This is a genomic window from Achromobacter xylosoxidans (genome assembly GCF_002192695.1).
Lineage (GTDB): Bacteria > Pseudomonadota > Gammaproteobacteria > Burkholderiales > Burkholderiaceae_B > Achromobacter > Achromobacter xylosoxidans_C.
The window spans coordinates 1-14,471 of the sequence record NZ_MTLG01000058.1; the positions used below are offsets into that span (position 1 = coordinate 1).

At 66.5% G+C, this 14,471-nt stretch carries 13 protein-coding genes; 4 read left to right on the forward strand and 9 right to left on the reverse strand.

Features of this window, described 5'->3' with window-relative positions; genetic code table 11:
* Nucleotides 1-76 precede the first annotated feature (76 nt).
* Together BRO63_RS09440 and BRO63_RS09445 are read right to left on the reverse strand one after the other, a co-directional pair.
* Nucleotides 77-1,486, reverse strand: a complete 1,410-nt coding sequence (locus tag BRO63_RS09440) for a sigma-54-dependent transcriptional regulator (protein WP_088139473.1) — start codon at nt 1,484-1,486, stop codon at nt 77-79.
* Nucleotides 1,470-3,449 carry a sensor histidine kinase gene (locus BRO63_RS09445; RefSeq protein ID WP_088139474.1) on the reverse strand — a complete coding sequence of 660 codons (1,980 nt, stop codon included), beginning with the start codon at nt 3,447-3,449 and terminating at the stop codon, nt 1,470-1,472. The genes BRO63_RS09440 and BRO63_RS09445 overlap by 17 nt, the downstream gene beginning before the upstream one ends.
* A gap of 291 nt (nt 3,450-3,740) precedes the next feature.
* Here BRO63_RS09445 and BRO63_RS09450 point away from each other — a divergent pair, with 291 nt between their 5' ends.
* Entirely contained in the window at nt 3,741-5,114 is a 1,374-nt protein-coding gene (locus BRO63_RS09450; protein WP_088139476.1) for a dicarboxylate/amino acid:cation symporter, read from the forward strand.
* A 134-nt stretch (nt 5,115-5,248) separates the two neighbouring features.
* Here BRO63_RS09450 and BRO63_RS09455 read toward each other — a convergent pair whose 3' ends face one another.
* The 7 genes from BRO63_RS09455 to BRO63_RS09485 all read right to left on the reverse strand — a co-directional run bounded on the left by BRO63_RS09455 (nt 5,249) and on the right by BRO63_RS09485 (nt 10,536).
* On the reverse strand, nt 5,249-5,863 hold the full coding sequence (locus BRO63_RS09455; RefSeq protein WP_088139478.1) for a Maf family protein: 615 nt from the start codon (nt 5,861-5,863) through the stop codon (nt 5,249-5,251).
* Nucleotides 5,864-5,897: 34 nt separating this feature from the next.
* A complete protein-coding gene (gene rlmH, locus BRO63_RS09460) occupies nt 5,898-6,368 on the reverse strand; it encodes a 23S rRNA (pseudouridine(1915)-N(3))-methyltransferase RlmH (protein WP_088139480.1) in 471 nt (156 codons plus the stop codon).
* Nucleotides 6,369-6,375: 7 nt separating this feature from the next.
* Complete coding sequence (gene rsfS, locus BRO63_RS09465; RefSeq protein ID WP_013392761.1) at nt 6,376-6,777, reverse strand: ribosome silencing factor; 402 nt, start codon at nt 6,775-6,777, stop codon at nt 6,376-6,378.
* Between the two features lie 74 nt (nt 6,778-6,851).
* Nucleotides 6,852-7,439, reverse strand: a complete 588-nt coding sequence (nadD, locus tag BRO63_RS09470; RefSeq protein WP_088139482.1) for a nicotinate (nicotinamide) nucleotide adenylyltransferase — start codon at nt 7,437-7,439, stop codon at nt 6,852-6,854.
* Nucleotides 7,436-8,347, reverse strand: coding sequence for an oxygen-dependent coproporphyrinogen oxidase (gene hemF / locus BRO63_RS09475; protein WP_088139484.1), 912 nt, complete (start codon nt 8,345-8,347; stop codon nt 7,436-7,438). Before hemF ends, nadD begins: the two co-directional genes overlap by 4 nt.
* Before the next feature lie 11 nt (nt 8,348-8,358).
* A complete protein-coding gene (gene purD, locus BRO63_RS09480) occupies nt 8,359-9,666 on the reverse strand; it encodes a phosphoribosylamine--glycine ligase (RefSeq protein WP_088139486.1) in 1,308 nt (435 codons plus the stop codon).
* A 138-nt stretch (nt 9,667-9,804) separates the two neighbouring features.
* The gene (locus tag BRO63_RS09485) at nt 9,805-10,536 is read right to left on the reverse strand and encodes a YebC/PmpR family DNA-binding transcriptional regulator (RefSeq protein ID WP_054458755.1); all 732 of its coding nucleotides are present in this window, start codon (nt 10,534-10,536) and stop codon (nt 9,805-9,807) included.
* A gap of 161 nt (nt 10,537-10,697) precedes the next feature.
* On the opposite strand from BRO63_RS09485, the gene BRO63_RS09490 reads away from it, so the two are divergent.
* From BRO63_RS09490 to BRO63_RS09500, 3 genes are all read left to right on the forward strand, one after another.
* The gene (locus BRO63_RS09490; RefSeq protein WP_088139651.1) at nt 10,698-12,224 is read left to right on the forward strand and encodes a helicase HerA-like C-terminal domain-containing protein; all 1,527 of its coding nucleotides are present in this window, start codon (nt 10,698-10,700) and stop codon (nt 12,222-12,224) included.
* 155 nt (nt 12,225-12,379) lie between these two features.
* Entirely contained in the window at nt 12,380-13,447 is a 1,068-nt protein-coding gene (locus BRO63_RS09495) for a tartrate dehydrogenase (protein ID WP_088139488.1), read from the forward strand.
* Nucleotides 13,448-13,715: 268 nt separating this feature from the next.
* Complete coding sequence (locus BRO63_RS09500) at nt 13,716-14,438, forward strand: hypothetical protein (RefSeq protein ID WP_256943265.1); 723 nt, start codon at nt 13,716-13,718, stop codon at nt 14,436-14,438.
* Nucleotides 14,439-14,471: the final 33 nt, after the last annotated feature.

Genomic DNA, 14,471 nt, shown 5'->3' on the forward strand with positions numbered 1-14,471 from the left:
CAATGAAAAACCCCTCGCAGGCAGACCCTGCGAGGGGTTTTGTTTTTGCGGGAGTGGTTCTCGCGCTTTCAGTTGTCTATTGCTGCGTGTATTGCTGGCGGTCGATGCCGTGGCGCTGCAGTTTGTCGTAGAAGGTTTTGCGCGGAATGCCCAGGGATTCAAGGGTGGCCTTGATGTCGCCCTGGTGGGTCTGGAGCGCGTCGCGGATGAGCTGGGCTTCGAAGCGTTCCATCCGTTCCGGCAGGCTTGCAACTGCGCCGGAGCTTGCCGCGGGTTCAGGGGTGGGCGTGTTCAGTACGCCAAGCACCACGCGTTCCGCGAAGTGCGCAAGTTCACGCACGTTGCCGGGCCAGTCATGCGTCATGACATGCTGCTTGATGGATGCCGGCATTTCGGGAATGTCGCGCTGGAAGCGGCGCGAGGCGTGGCCGAGATAGTGGGCGAACAGCAGCGGAATGTCGTCGCGGCGCTCACGCAGTGGCGGAATCCGGATGGTGACCACATTTAGCCGGTAGAACAGGTCCTCGCGGAATTTGGCGCGTATGGCCGGGCTGCCCAGGTCTTCCTTGGTGGCGGCGACCACCCGCAGGTCCAGGTTGCGCACTTCGTTGCTGCCCAGGGGCGTGATCTGGCGCGATTCGAGCACGCGCAGCAGCTTGACCTGCACGGCCAGCGGCATGCTTTCGATTTCGTCCAGGAACAGGGTGCCACCGCTGGCATGCTCGATGCGGCCGATGCGTTTTTTCTGGGCGCCCGTGAATGCGCCAGCTTCGTGGCCGAAGAGTTCGCTTTCGATGACGCTTTCCGGCAGGGCGCCGCAGTTGATCGCCACCAGCGCGCGGTGCCTGCGGCGGCTCAGGCGGTGCAGCGCGGTGGCCACGACCTCCTTGCCGGTGCCGGTTTCGCCTTCGACCAGCACGTCCACATCCGCATCGGCGATGTGGCGCAGCGTCTGCTTGATGCGCTGCATGGCGGGCGTGGTGCCGATGAACGCAACCTCGTCCGCTTCGACCGCAAAGGCTGCTTCGCGCAGGCGGCGGTTTTCGAGCACCAGGTGGCGTTTCTCCGCGGCGTGCATGATGGCGGTGATCAGCCTGTCGGAGGCATAGGGTTTGGCCAGGAAATCGTAGGCGCCATCGCGCATGCATTGCACCGCGGTGGCGATGTCGCCATGTCCGGTGATGAGGATGACGGGGATGTCGGGATCGATTTCGCGCACGCGCTGAAAGAGCTGCAGGCCGTCCATGTCGGGCATGCGGATGTCGCTGACGACCACGCCGTCGAAATCGCGGGTGAGCGCCGGCAGCGCCGCGCGCGCGCTGGCATGGGCATCTACCGCGATGCCGTGGAGCTTGAGCGTCTGGGCATTGGCGCGCAGCAGTTCCTCGTCGTCGTCGATGAACAGCGCGCGCGGCATGAACGGCTGGCGCGGGCTGGGGGCGATGGAGCTGTTTGCGTGGGACGGGAGTTCAGGTGCGCGGGTCATGATGGAGATTCGTGGCGTTGTCCTGGCCGGGCGCCTTGCGCAAGGTCAGGATGAACATCGCGCCCTTGCCCGGACCATGCGGAGCGGGAAAGGCGGGATCGGAAGGGCCGGCGGCGATCAGGTCGCCGCCGAATTCAGCGACGATGTCGCGGCATATGACGAGGCCTAGCCCCAGTCCTTCAGGCTTGGTGGTGTGGAACGGCGTGAACAGGTGCGCACGGGTCTCGGGGGACAGGCCGGGGCCGTTGTCGCTGACATGGATCTGCACCGTGGCGCCCAGATCCTGCAGGGCGACGACGATGCGGCCGTCCGGCAGGCCGTCGAGGGCTTCCATGGCGTTCTGCAGCAGATTCACCAGCACCTGTTCCAGCCGCACTCGGTTGGCCAGCACGTGGTAGTTCTGATCCTCGGGCGGACGTTGCAGCGCGACGCCCTGGCGCCGCGCGCGCGGCGCGACCAGCAGCAGCGCGCCTTCCAGGCAATCCTTCAGGCTGGTCGGCCCCACCGAGGCGCCGGCCTTGCGGGAAAAGGCGCGCAGTTCTCCGGTGATGTGGCCGATCCTGTCGGTCAATGCGGCGATGGTGCCCAGGTTTTCCTGCGCCGAGCCCTCATCCCGCCGACGCAGGAACTCGGCCGCGTTGTCGGCGTAGGCGCGTATCGCGGCCACGGGTTGATTGATTTCGTGGGCCACGCCGGCGGCGACCTGGCCGAGCAGGGCGAGCTTGCTGGCCTGGACCAGTTCTTCCTGCATGGTGTGCAGGCGGGCGGCCGTGCGCTGGCGTTCGTCCATTTCATCGACCAGTTGTTCGTTCACCCGCAACAACTGAGCCGTGCGCTCGTCTACCAGCGAGGCCAGCTGTTCATGGATGGCGGCCTGCTGTTCAGCGCGTTCGCGATTGCGGTGGCGGCGAAAAAGCACGAGGCCGGCCAGGGCGGCCAACGCGCTCTGCGCCAGCAGTGCGCCCAGCTGCGCGTTGGCCGTGGCCTGGTTGATCGCCGTCTGCACGGGCGACAGCAGATGCAGGGTCCAGCCGGGCGATTCGACGATGGGCAGGGTGGTGTGCAGCAAAGGGGCGCCGGCGGGGATTTGCGGCAGCGTCGCTTCCGAGCGCACCAGTTGGCCGTTGCTGACAGGCTGCAGTTGGGGCTTGAGCGGCAGGGGCTGGAAGAGCGCATCGCCGAACTGCAGGCTGGTGCGCAGCGTGCGCGCCAGGGTGGGCGCGAGCGGCGCGAGCACGTCGAAGCGCCACTCGGAGATGCTGCCCAACAACACCACGCCGTGCTCGTCGGTGACGAAGATGGGCGCATTGGACTGGCGCCAGTCTGCCTCCAGGTCGCGGAAGTCCACTTTCAGCACCACGACGCCCAGCATCGCGCCGTTGGCGTCGTCCACGCGCCGCGACAGGTACAGCCCGGCTTCATGGCTGATGGTGCCCAGGGCGAAATGCTCTGCCGAGCCGCGGGCGACTGCGCCCTGGAAGTAGGGCCGGAACTGATAATCGACGCCGACGAAGGTGGCCGGTTCACGCCAATTGCTGGCGGCGATCGCCAGGCCTTTCTTGTCCAGTACATAGATTGCGGACGCGCCTACGCCGCGGCTAAGCGTATCGAGCTTTTCATCCAGGGACTCGATCTGCCGGGTCGAACGGTCCAGCAAGGCGCCCCGCACGTCGACGTCGCGCGTCAGGACGAAGGGCAGCGCACGGAATTTGTCCAGGTTGTTGCGCAGCAGGGCGGCGTTGATCTGCGCCGCGCCGCGCGCCTGCGCCGCCGCGTTCTTCAGGGCGCCGTCGCGCGCCCAGAGCGTGGCGGCATGCAGCACGCCGAAGACGACGGCGATGCCCAGCAGGATGGCGGCCGCGCGCCAGGGCCAGGGCCACGTAGGCGCTGGCGCGCGGCGGGCTGGCCGCTGTGTCCGGTCCGGATCGGCGCCAGGGCTGCGGGATGTGGTTCGGGTTGACATGAGTTGTGCGGTTTTTCGCACATTCTATATCTATTTTGTGTGAAATTCCGCCAGGCTATTCGGCCCTAACTTGCTTTCCTGAGGAAATAGTCATTTCCAATCAATGGCTTGGAAACACCGAGCGACGCGCTTGGCCTTGGCACGGGTCTTGCATAGAGGAATCCAAGCCCCGCGGTATCGAACGCGGGGTGAAATCGGCCCGCGCAGACAGGCGCGGGCCAGAAAACAGATAACGCCCCGTCGCCCGCGCCTCACTGCCCGGAGCAAGGGGCCTTGGTGGGGACAATCCCAATGATCGACGTGGATCAAGTCGCGCCCGCGCGCAAGCTCAAGTTCTATCAAATCCTCTATGTGCAGGTGATTTTCGCCATCGTGGTGGGCGTGCTGCTGGGCGCCTTCAAGCCCGAACTCGGCCAGCAGATGCAGCCGCTGGGCGATGCCTTCATCAAGCTGGTGAAGATGATCATCGCGCCGGTGATCTTCCTGACCGTGGCCACCGGCATCGCCGGGATGAGCGACCTGAAGAAGGTCGGCCGCGTGGCGGGCAAGGCCATGCTGTACTTCCTGGTGTTCTCGACGCTTGCGCTGATCGTGGGCATGATCGTCAGCCATATCGTGCAGCCGGGCGCCGGCATGCACATCGACCCCAAGACCCTGGACGCGAAGGCGGTTTCGGGCTACGTGGCCAAGGCGCATGACTCGACCATCACGGGCTTCCTGATGAACGTGATCCCGACCACGATCTTCAGTCCGTTCGTGGGCGGCGACATCCTCCAGGTGCTGTTCGTGGCGGTGCTGTTCGGCATCGCGCTGGCCATGGTGGGCGAGCGCGGCCAGCCGATATTGAACTTCATGACCGCGCTGGCCCAGCCCGTTTTCAAGCTGGTCGCCATCCTGATGAAGGCCGCGCCCATCGGCGCCTTTGGCGCAATGGCCTTCACCATCGGCAAGTACGGCATCAAGTCTGTCATCAACCTGGCGATGCTGGTGGGCACGTTTTACGCGACCTCGGTGCTGTTCGTGGTGGTGGTGCTGGGCCTGGTTGCACGTTACAACGGGTTCTCCATCCTGAAGCTGGTGCGCTACATCCGCGAAGAGCTGCTGCTGGTGCTGGGCACCAGTTCGTCCGAGGCCGCGCTGCCTACGCTGATGCAGAAGATGGAGCGGGCCGGGTGCTCGAAGTCGGTGGTCGGGCTGGTCGTGCCCACGGGCTATTCCTTCAACCTGGACGGCACCAATATCTACATGACGATGGCGGCGCTGTTCATTGCGCAGGCTTGCGATATTCCGCTGTCGCTGGGCGACCAGATCCTGCTGCTGCTGGTTGCGATGCTGAGTTCCAAGGGCGCGGCGGGCGTGACCGGCGCGGGTTTCATTACCCTCGCCGCCACCCTGTCGGTGGTGCCTTCCGTGCCGGTTGCCGGCATGGCGCTGATCCTGGGCGTGGACCGCTTCATGTCCGAATGCCGCGCGCTGACCAACCTGGTCGGCAATGCCACCGCCGCCGTGGTCGTGGCGCGCTGGGAAGGAGAGCTGGACCAGGAGCAGCTGCATGCCGCGCTGGAGGGCGAGCTTCAGCCCGCGCCGGTTCCCGCCGCAGTCCCGGTCCAGGAAGCGCCGAGGGTTGGCGCCATGCCCATGGGCCAGCCGATGCAGCATGGCTGAAGCAGCGTAGATCCGAAGTTGCCCGCGCGTTGCCGCGGGCGGCAGCCGCGAAGAGCGGGATCGCCCCGCGACAAAGAAAATCCCCCGGGACCTTGCAGGCCTCGGGGGATTTTTTCGGCCGAACGCCGCGGCTCTCAGGGCACTGGTATACCCGCAGCGCGCAGCAGGTTGGCGGTCTCGAACAGAGGCAGGCCCATCACGCCGGTATAGCTGCCGGCGATGTGCGAAATGAACGTGCCCGCCAGACCCTGGATGCCATAGGCGCCGGCCTTGCCGTAGGGCTCGCCGCTATCGCAGTAGCGGCCGATTTCCGCATCCGCCAGCTCGCGCATGCGGACTTCGGTGATGGACACGGTTTCCAGCAAGCGGTCGCCGGTCCAGACGGCGACGGCGGTATGCACTTCGTGCGCCGAGCCGGACAGGGCGTGCAGGATGCGCATGGCGTCGTCGCGGTCGGCGGGTTTGCCCAGGACGGCGCCTGCCAGGATGACCGTGGTGTCGGCGGCCAGCAGCGGCAACTGAGGTAGGTCCCGGCCGAGCATCCAGTCGCGCCCGCGCAAGGCCTTGTCCCGCGCGGTGCGCTGGACGTAATCGGCGGCGCTTTCACCGGGATGCTGGGGTTCGTCCTCGCCCGGCGGGGCGGGTACCAGCAGGACTTCGTGGGCCAGGCCGATCTGGGCCAGCAGCTCGCGCCGCCGGGGACTGGCCGAGGCAAGGTAGAGACGCGCGGAGTTTGCAGTGTGGGTCATGCGTCAGCGAGATGGGCGCCGGCCCGGCCAGCGGTCAGGCGCGGTGGTAGGGATGATTGGTCATGATGGCCCAGGCCCGGTAGAGCTGTTCGGCCAGCACCACGCGCACCATGGGGTGAGGCAGCGTCAGCGAGGACAGGCGCAACTGGCCGGCGCAGGAGGCCTTCAGAGCGGCATCCAGGCCGTCCGGGCCGCCGACCAGAAAGGCGACGTCCTGGCCGCCGGCGCGCCATTGCTCCAGCTTCTGCGACAGGGCCATGGTGGTGAGGTCGCGCCCGCGCTCGTCCAGCGCCAGGCGCAAGGCGCTGGCAGGCAGGGCGGCTTCGATCCGCTTGGCTTCCGCCGCCATCATCTGGGCGGGCGTCTTGCCGGTGGTGCGGGGTTCGGGCTTGATCTCGCGCAGTTCCAGCGCGCAGTCGGCCGGCAGGCGTTTGGCGTAATCGTCCCAGGCGGTTTGCACCCAGTCCGGCATGCGCGTGCCCACGGCCACGACGATCAGCTTCACGGCGCGCTCAGTACTCGGCGTCGTGCGCGCCGTCGTTGGCGACCGGCGCGGGGCGGGTGGACTCGGGCAGGAGCTTCACGCGCACCGGCTTGCCGCCCCAGATCTCTTCCAGGTTGTAGTACTGGCGGATGGCGGGCTGCATGATGTGCACGACCACGTCGCCCAGGTCGACCACGACCCATTCGCCGGTGTCTTCGCCTTCGATGGTGATGCCGGACAGATCGAGCGCGCGGCCGCGGTCCGCCACGCTGGAAGCGAGGGCGCGGGTCTGGCGGTTGGAGGTGGCGCTTGCAATCACGACGCGATCGAACAGGCTGGTCAGATGCGTGGTGTTGTAGACCTTGATGTCTTGCGCCTTGACGTCTTCGAGGGCATCGATGACGGCGCGTTGGAGTTTTTGTATATCCATAGCTGCAAATATAACCCGCGCGTGGACAGCGGATGCTGGCCCCGTGGCGTTTTCAGACGCCGGCGGGTGAGGGTTTATCGGTAAAGATGGTGCGCCGCAATATAGGCGGCGACCGGCGCGGCGAGCAGGCCTTCGGTGGATTCGCCTTGCGCCAGCCGCTGGCGGATCTGCGAGGCCGAAACCGGCATGGGAGCGAAAGGCAGTTCCTGCAGTTCGCGTCCCTGGCCGCGCAGGTGTTCGGCCAGCGCCGGCGGCGCGCTGAGCGCGGTGCCCGGGCGGGTGGCGACGGCCAGGTCCACCAGGCTGGCGATGTCCTGCCATTCGCGCCAGGTGCAGAAATTGGCCAGCTGGTCGGCGCCCAGCAGCCAGACATAGCGCGCGTCCTGGGGCAGGGCGCGCAGTGTGTCCATGGTATAGGTTGGGCCGCCGCGTTCGATTTCGATGGGGTTGACGACCAGGCCCGCGTGGCCGGCAATAGCCAGCTGCAGCATGTCGCGGCGCTGGTCGGCCGTGGCGTGCAGCGCGGCACGCTGCCAGGGATTGGCGGCGGGAATGAGCTGCACTTCGGCCAGGCCTAGCGTCCGCAAGGCGTTTTGCGCCAAGGCGACATGTGCGACGTGGACGGGGTCGAAACTGCCGCCCAGGAGACCGATGCGCTTCAAGCCCAGTCCCGCGGTTTCAGGTAGGCCGCCAATTCGGCCTCGGGCGTGCCGGCTTCGGGTTGCCAGTCGTAGCGCCACTGCGCCAGCGGCGGCATGGACAGCAGAATCGATTCCGTGCGTCCGCCGGACTGCAGGCCGAACAGCGTGCCGCGGTCGAAGACCAGGTTGAATTCGACGTAGCGTCCGCGGCGGTAGGCCTGGAAGTCGCGCTCGCGTTCGCCGTAGGCCAGGCCGCGGCGGCGCTCCACGATGGGCATGTAGGCCGGCAGGAAGGCGTCGCCCACCGAACGGGTCAGAGCGAACGAGGCGTCAAAGCCGGGGGCATTCAGGTCGTCGTAGAAGATGCCGCCGACGCCGCGCGTCTCATTGCGGTGCTTGAGGAAGAAATACTCGTCGCACCAGCGCTTGTAGCGCGGGTAGTAATCGGCGCCGTGGCCGGCCAGCGCATCGCGGCAGGCGGCGTGGAAATGGCGCGCGTCTTCCTCGTAGGGATAGTAGGGCGTGAGGTCGATGCCGCCGCCGAACCAGAAGACGTCGGTCTCGTCGTGGCCCGGCCGGGCGGCTGCCAGGAACATGCGCACGTTCATGTGCGTGGTGGGCACATGGGGATTGCGCGGGTGCAGCACCATGGACACGCCCATGGCTTCCCATGAGCGGCCGGCCAGTTCGGGGCGGTGTGCGCTGGCCGATGGCGGCAGCTTGGTGCCCTGGACGTGGCTGAACAGCACGCCGGCCCGTTCGAACAGCGAGCCGCCTTCCAGCAGGCGCGACAGTCCGCCGCCGCCCTCGGGCCGCACCCATTCGTCGCTGCGGAAGGCCGCGCCCTCGGCGGCTTCCAGGGCGCCGACGATGCGGGCCTGCAGGCCGGTGAGGTAGTCCCGGACAGAGGAGACGGGCAAGGCGTTCATTGCGGTTCCGGCTAGGCGTTGGGCTTGAGCTTCTGCTGCGAGGGCTTGAGCGCGCGCCAGCCGATGTCGCTGCGGTACTGGCGGCCGTCGAAGTGGATGCCGTCGATCGCTTCGTAGACGCGGTCGCGGGCCATCTTGACGGAGTCGCCCAGCGCCGTGACGCACAGCACGCGGCCGCCGGTGGTCTTGACTTCCTCGCCGTCGAGCTTGGTGGCGGCGTGGAACACCATGCAGTCCTCGGCATCGGCGGGCAGGCCGCGGATGACGTCGCCGGTGCGCGGCGTGTTGGGGTAGTTGTGCGCGGCCAGCACGGCGCCCAGCGCGGTGCGGCGGTCCCAGACGATGTCGGCCTGGTCGAGCGTGCCGTCGACGGCATGCTCCAGGGCGTCGAGCAGGTCGCTCTTGACGCGCATCATGATGGGCTGCGTTTCCGGGTCGCCCATGCGGCAGTTGAATTCCAGGGTCTTGATCTCGCGGTCGGGATCGTCGCCCGGGGCGATCATCAGGCCGGCGTACAGGAAGCCCGTGTACGGGATGCCGTCGCGCGTCATGCCCTGCACGGTCGGCAGGATGATTTCGCGCATGATGCGGTGGTGCAGTTCCGGGGTGACGATGGGCGCGGGCGAATACGCGCCCATGCCGCCGGTGTTGGGGCCTTGGTCGCCGTCCTGCAGGCGCTTGTGGTCCTGGCTGGTGGCCAGGGCCAGCACATTGCGGCCGTCGCACATGACGATGAAGCTGGCTTCCTCGCCCACCAGGCATTCCTCGATGACGACGCGCGCGCCGGCAGCGCCCATGGAACCGTCGCCCAGCATGGCGTCCACGGCGGCATGCGCTTCCTCGAGCGTGGCCGCGACCACGACGCCCTTGCCCGCGGCCAGGCCGTCGGCCTTGATCACGATGGGAGCGCCTTCCTGGTCGATGTAGGCGTGCGCCTGGGCCGGATCGGTGAAGGTTGCGTAGCGGGCGGTCGGGATGTTGTGCCGGACCATGAAGGCCTTGGCGTAGTCCTTCGAGCTTTCCAGCTGCGCCGCGGCCTTGGTGGGGCCGAAGATCTTCAGGCCGCGGGCGCGGAACACGTCCACGACGCCGGCAGCCAGCGGGGCCTCGGGGCCGACCACGGTCAGGGCGACGCCTTCGCGTTGCACGAAATCAGCCAATTCCTCGGCACTGGTGAACGGGACGTTCTCGATCTGTTCGGCGCGCTGGGTCCCGCCGTTGCCCGGAGCGACGTATACCTTGTGGACGCGCGGGGAGCGGGCCAAGCGCCAGGCGAGGGCGTGTTCACGGCCGCCAGAGCCAATTACCAGGAGTTTCATGTTGCGTGGTTCTTAAGGTTGCCAGTCGAGCGCCGCAAGGCGCCAGCCCGTGGAGTAGGCCAGGATCCGGGCGGACCCGGATCCGGTGACAGCGTGGCGCCGGGCAGGCAAGGCCCGCCCGGCGCCGGGGTAATGGGATTACTGCGCCTCGTCGAAAACGACGTTCGTATAGACTTCCTGCACGTCGTCCAGGCCTTCCAGGGCGTCGAGCAGTTTCTGCATCTTGATGGCGTCTTCGCCGGCGAGTTCGGTTTCGTTCAGGGCCTTCATGACGATGCCGTCCACTTCGGCCTTCAGGCCGGCGGCGTCGAAGGCGCCGCGCACGGCGGCGTAGTCGGCCGGCGCGCAGACCACTTCGATCACGCCTTCCTCGTCGGTCGTCACGTCTTCGGCGCCGGCTTCAAGGGCGGTTTCCATGACCTTGTCTTCGGAGGTGCCGGGGGCGAACACGAACTGGCCGCAGTGCTTGAACATGAAGGCGACCGAGCCTTCCTGGCCCAGGTTGCCGCCGTTCTTGGCGAAGGCGTGGCGCACTTCGGCCACGGTGCGGGTGCGGTTGTCGGTCATGCAGTCGACGATCACGGCCGCGCCGCCGATGCCGTAGCCTTCGTAGCGGACTTCCTCGTAGGCCTCGCCGTCGGCGCCACCCGCGCCGCGCTGGATGGCGCGCTGGATGTTGTCCTTGGGCATGTTGGCGTCGGTGGCCTTGTCCCAGGCCATGCGCAAGCGCGGGTTGCTGTCCGGGTCAGGGCCGCCGGCACGCGCCGCCACGGTGATTTCACGAATGATCTTGGTCCACAGCTTTCCGCGCTTGGCGTCTTGGCGCCCTTTGCGGTGCTGAATATTGGCCCATTTGCTGTGTCCGGCCATGGCTTCCCAGGGTAAATTGTCTGCAAAGATGGCATTTTACCGTGCCGGCGCCCGGCGCGCCCGGGGGCGGACCGCATGTGTCCATATTGCCACGCGCACAAGCGGCGCGGCAGGCTCTACACTTGGGCATCCATCTGATTCCCTGGTCCGGAGAGCTGCACATGCCCAACCCCATCGTCATCGCCAAGAATGCACAGACCGAGTTGGCGCTGCTGCCCGCCCTGGCCAATCGCCATGGCTGCATTACCGGGGCCACGGGTACCGGCAAGACCGTCACCCTGCAGGTCCTGGCTGAATCGTTCTCCCGTATCGGCACGCCGGTGTTCATGGCCGACGTCAAGGGCGACCTGACTGGCATTTCCCAGGCCGGCGCGGCCACGCCCAAGCTGCTGGAACGCCTGAAGAACCTGGGCTTGAGCGAACCCGCTTGGGCGGCCAGCCCCGTCACGCTGTGGGACGTGTTTGCCGAGCAGGGGCTGCCGGTGCGGGCCACCGTGTCGGACATGGGACCGCTGCTGCTGTCCCGCATCCTGGAATTGAACGACACGCAGGAAGGCGTGCTGACGCTGGTCTTCAAGGTTGCCGACGACGAAGGCCAGTTGCTGCTGGACCTGAAGGACCTGCGCGCCATGCTGCAGAACGTCGCCGACCGGGCCTCGGAGCTGAAGACGCGATACGGCAACGTGTCTGCCGCCAGCATCGGCGCCATCCAGCGCGGACTGCTGGCGCTGGAATCGCAGGGCGCGGAGAAATTCTTCGGCGAACCCATGCTCGACGTGGCCGACCTGATGCGCACGGACGCGCAGGGCCGCGGCATGGTCAATGTGCTGGCTGCCGACAAGCTGATGCAGGCGCCGCGCTTGTATGCCATCTTCCTGCTGTGGCTGCTGGCGGACCTGTACGAGAAGCTGCCCGAAGTCGGCGACATGGACCAGCCCAAGCTGGTGTTTTTCTTCGATGAAGCCCACCTGCTGTTCAATGACGCCCCGCCCGCGTTGCTGAACAAGATCGAGCAGGTGGTGCGCCTGGTCCGCTCCAAGGGCGTGGGCGTCTATTTCGTGACCCAAAATCCGCTGGATATCCCCGACACCGTGCTGGGGCAGTTGGGCAATCGGGTCCAGCACGCCTTGCGGGCGTTTACGCCACGCGACCAGAAGGCCGTGAAGACGGCGGCCCAGACGATGCGTCCCAATCCGGGGCTGGACATCGAGGCCGCCATCACCGAGCTGGGCGTGGGCGAGGCGCTGGTTTCCTTGCTGGATGCCAAGGGACGGCCGATGCCGACCGAACGCGCCTACATCGTGCCGCCGGCAAGCCGGATTGGCCCGGCGACCGATGCCGAGCGGCAAGCGCTGCGCCAAGGCAGTCCGCTGGCGTCGAAGTATGAGAAATCCATCGACCGCGAATCCGCCTATGAAGTGCTGGCCGGGCGCGCGGCCAAGCCGGTGGACCAGGCCGGCGCGGCGAAGAACGGTTCCGCGCAGCCGGAAGGCAAGGGCGCCGCGGAAGAGTCGGGCGGCGGTCTCATGGACAGCCTGAATGAGGTCCTGTTCGGGTCTACGGGCCCGCGCGGCGGCAAGCGCGACGGCGTGGTGCAGACCATGGCCAAGAGCACGGTCCGGTCGATCGCGCGCGAATTGACCCGTGGCATCTTGGGATCCCTGTTGGGGTCCAAGGGCAGGCGCTGAGTTTCATGGAGTCCGGCCGCTAGGCGGCGGCTCGTTCCGTGCTTTGGCAACACGAGCAGCGGGGCGTATATTTCTGCAACGATCCAATTACTGCGCCGCGGCATTCCTGCCTGCGATGCCGGGCGGTATATCAAAGCAAAACAGAGGAAGACGTGGTGGCAAAGAAACACAAGATTGCGGTGATTCCTGGAGACGGCATCGGCAAGGAGGTCGTGCCCGAGGGCTTGAAGGTGCTGGACGCGGTCGCAACGCGATTCGGCATCGATTTTCAGTGGGACCATTTCGACTGGAGCTGCGACTATTACGCCAAGCACGGCAAGATGATGCCGGACGACTGGCAGGCGCAGATCGGCCAGCACGAAGCGATTTTCTTCGGTTCCATCGGCTGGCCCGCCACGGTGCCTGACCACGAAGCGCTGTGGGGCTCGCTGTTCAAGTTCCGCCGCGAGTTCGATCAGTACATCAACCTGCGCCCGGTGCGCCTGATGCCTGGCGTGCCTTCCCCGCTGAAGGACCGCCAGCCCGGCGAGATCGACTTCTTCATCGTGCGCGAGAACACCGAAGGCGAATACTCCAATAGCGGCGGCCGCCTGTTCGCGGGCACCGAGCGCGAAGTGGTCATCCAGGAAAGCGTCTTCACGCGCATCGGCGCCGACCGCGTCCTCAAGTTCGCCTTCGAATTGGCGCGCAAGCGCGGCAAGCACCTGACCGCGGCCACCAAGTCCAACGGTATTTCGATTTCGATGCCCTGGTGGGACGAGCGCGTGGCCGAGATGGGCGAGAAGTACCCGGACGTGCGCTGGGACAAGTATCACATCGACATCCTGTGCGCCCATTTCGTGCAGCATCCCGACTGGTTCGACGTGGTGGTGGCGTCCAACCTGTTCGGCGATATCCTGTCCGACCTGGGGCCGGCTTGCACCGGCACGATCGGCATCGCGCCTTCGGCCAACCTGAACCCGGAGCGCAAGTTCCCGTCGCTGTTCGAACCGGTGCACGGTTCGGCGCCGGACATCTACGGCAAGGGCATCGCCAACCCGATCGGCCAGATCTGGAGTGGCGCGTTGATGCTGGATTTCCTGGGCTATCCGGACGCTTCGGCGGCGGTGGTCAAGGCCATCGAAACCGTCCTGGCGGAAGGTCCGCGCACCCGGGACATGAAGGGCACCGCCTCCACCGCCGACGTCGGCAGCGCCATCGCCGCGCTGATCGCCGCGGGCTGAGGCAAGTCCTCGCCAGACCTTCGGCTAGTCAATGGACGAATCTGGCTTTTCCTTCTCCGCTACCCACGTGGGTAGCGGGCGGGCCGACCGTTTCGTGCGCAAGCTGTTCCGCGTGCTTCGGTCGCGCACGCAGAGGCATAACCAGCACTTGTGGCCTTTCGTCCGGATTCGCAGGGATAGGTCAGGCGCCATCTGCGGCTTTCGCGCCTTTGGCCGGCCGCAGCCAGTCACGCCGTTGGCTCAAGGGTACGATTCCGCCGACCAGGAAGTGCATTTGATCCTGAGCGGCCCGTCGGTCGCGCAGATACCTTACGACCGGCTCGACATCCGGGCGGCGATGGGCGTGAATGGCGCCATCATGCTGGCGCGCAAGTTCGACCTGCCGTTCAAGTATTACTGCATCATCGACCAGAACTTCGTGCGCGAGCGTATCGACCTGGTGCGCGAGATCGTGTCGCGCGACCTGACCCTGTACGTCTTGCCCGAGGTTCTGCGCTACATCATGCAGGGGCTGCCGCAGGAGTCGATCCGCTGCCGCATCTGCGTCATTGAACTGATCTCCGCACGGGCCTACCAACGCATCTCCGCGCCAGCCGTGCTCCAGCGCATGGCGGCGGCCTCGCCCGACGTGCAGTTGCTGGACGCAAAACAGGCCATGGGATTCAGCTTCAACGTGGCCTTGGGCGTGTTCGACGCCGATACCGTGGCCTATGCCGCCTTGCAGGTGCTGGTGTCCAGCGGCGCCCGCAAGGTCTACGCGCACGGGCTGGATCTGACGTTGCAAAATGGCGTGCGCTTTTATGATGAAGGGACCTTGCCCCAGTCGAGCAGGCTGGCGCGCAAGTTTTCGCAGCTGATCGAGCCGTCGTTCCGCTTCGCCGCCGCGCAATGGCGCGCTCGCGGCATCTCCGTGTTCAACCTGTCGCCCATCAGCGCCTTGCCGGCCGACATCATGGAGCGCGCCGACTGGCAGGTCCTGCTGAGGCAATGAGGCGCTTTACGGCCCGATCCCGGACGCAGCCGC

Coding starts and splice junctions, on each gene's coding strand:
- BRO63_RS09440 (WP_088139473.1), bottom strand. CDS start 1,486: ATGACCCGCGCACCTGAACTCCCGTCCCACGCAAACAGCTCCATCGCC.
- BRO63_RS09445 (WP_088139474.1), bottom strand. CDS start 3,449: ATGTCAACCCGAACCACATCCCGCAGCCCTGGCGCCGATCCGGACCGG.
- BRO63_RS09450 (WP_088139476.1), top strand. CDS start 3,741: ATGATCGACGTGGATCAAGTCGCGCCCGCGCGCAAGCTCAAGTTCTAT.
- BRO63_RS09455 (WP_088139478.1), bottom strand. CDS start 5,863: ATGACCCACACTGCAAACTCCGCGCGTCTCTACCTTGCCTCGGCCAGT.
- rsfS (WP_013392761.1), bottom strand. CDS start 6,777: ATGGATATACAAAAACTCCAACGCGCCGTCATCGATGCCCTCGAAGAC.
- hemF (WP_088139484.1), bottom strand. CDS start 8,347: ATGAACGCCTTGCCCGTCTCCTCTGTCCGGGACTACCTCACCGGCCTG.
- purD (WP_088139486.1), bottom strand. CDS start 9,666: ATGAAACTCCTGGTAATTGGCTCTGGCGGCCGTGAACACGCCCTCGCC.
- BRO63_RS09485 (WP_054458755.1), bottom strand. CDS start 10,536: ATGGCCGGACACAGCAAATGGGCCAATATTCAGCACCGCAAAGGGCGC.
- BRO63_RS09490 (WP_088139651.1), top strand. CDS start 10,698: ATGCCCAACCCCATCGTCATCGCCAAGAATGCACAGACCGAGTTGGCG.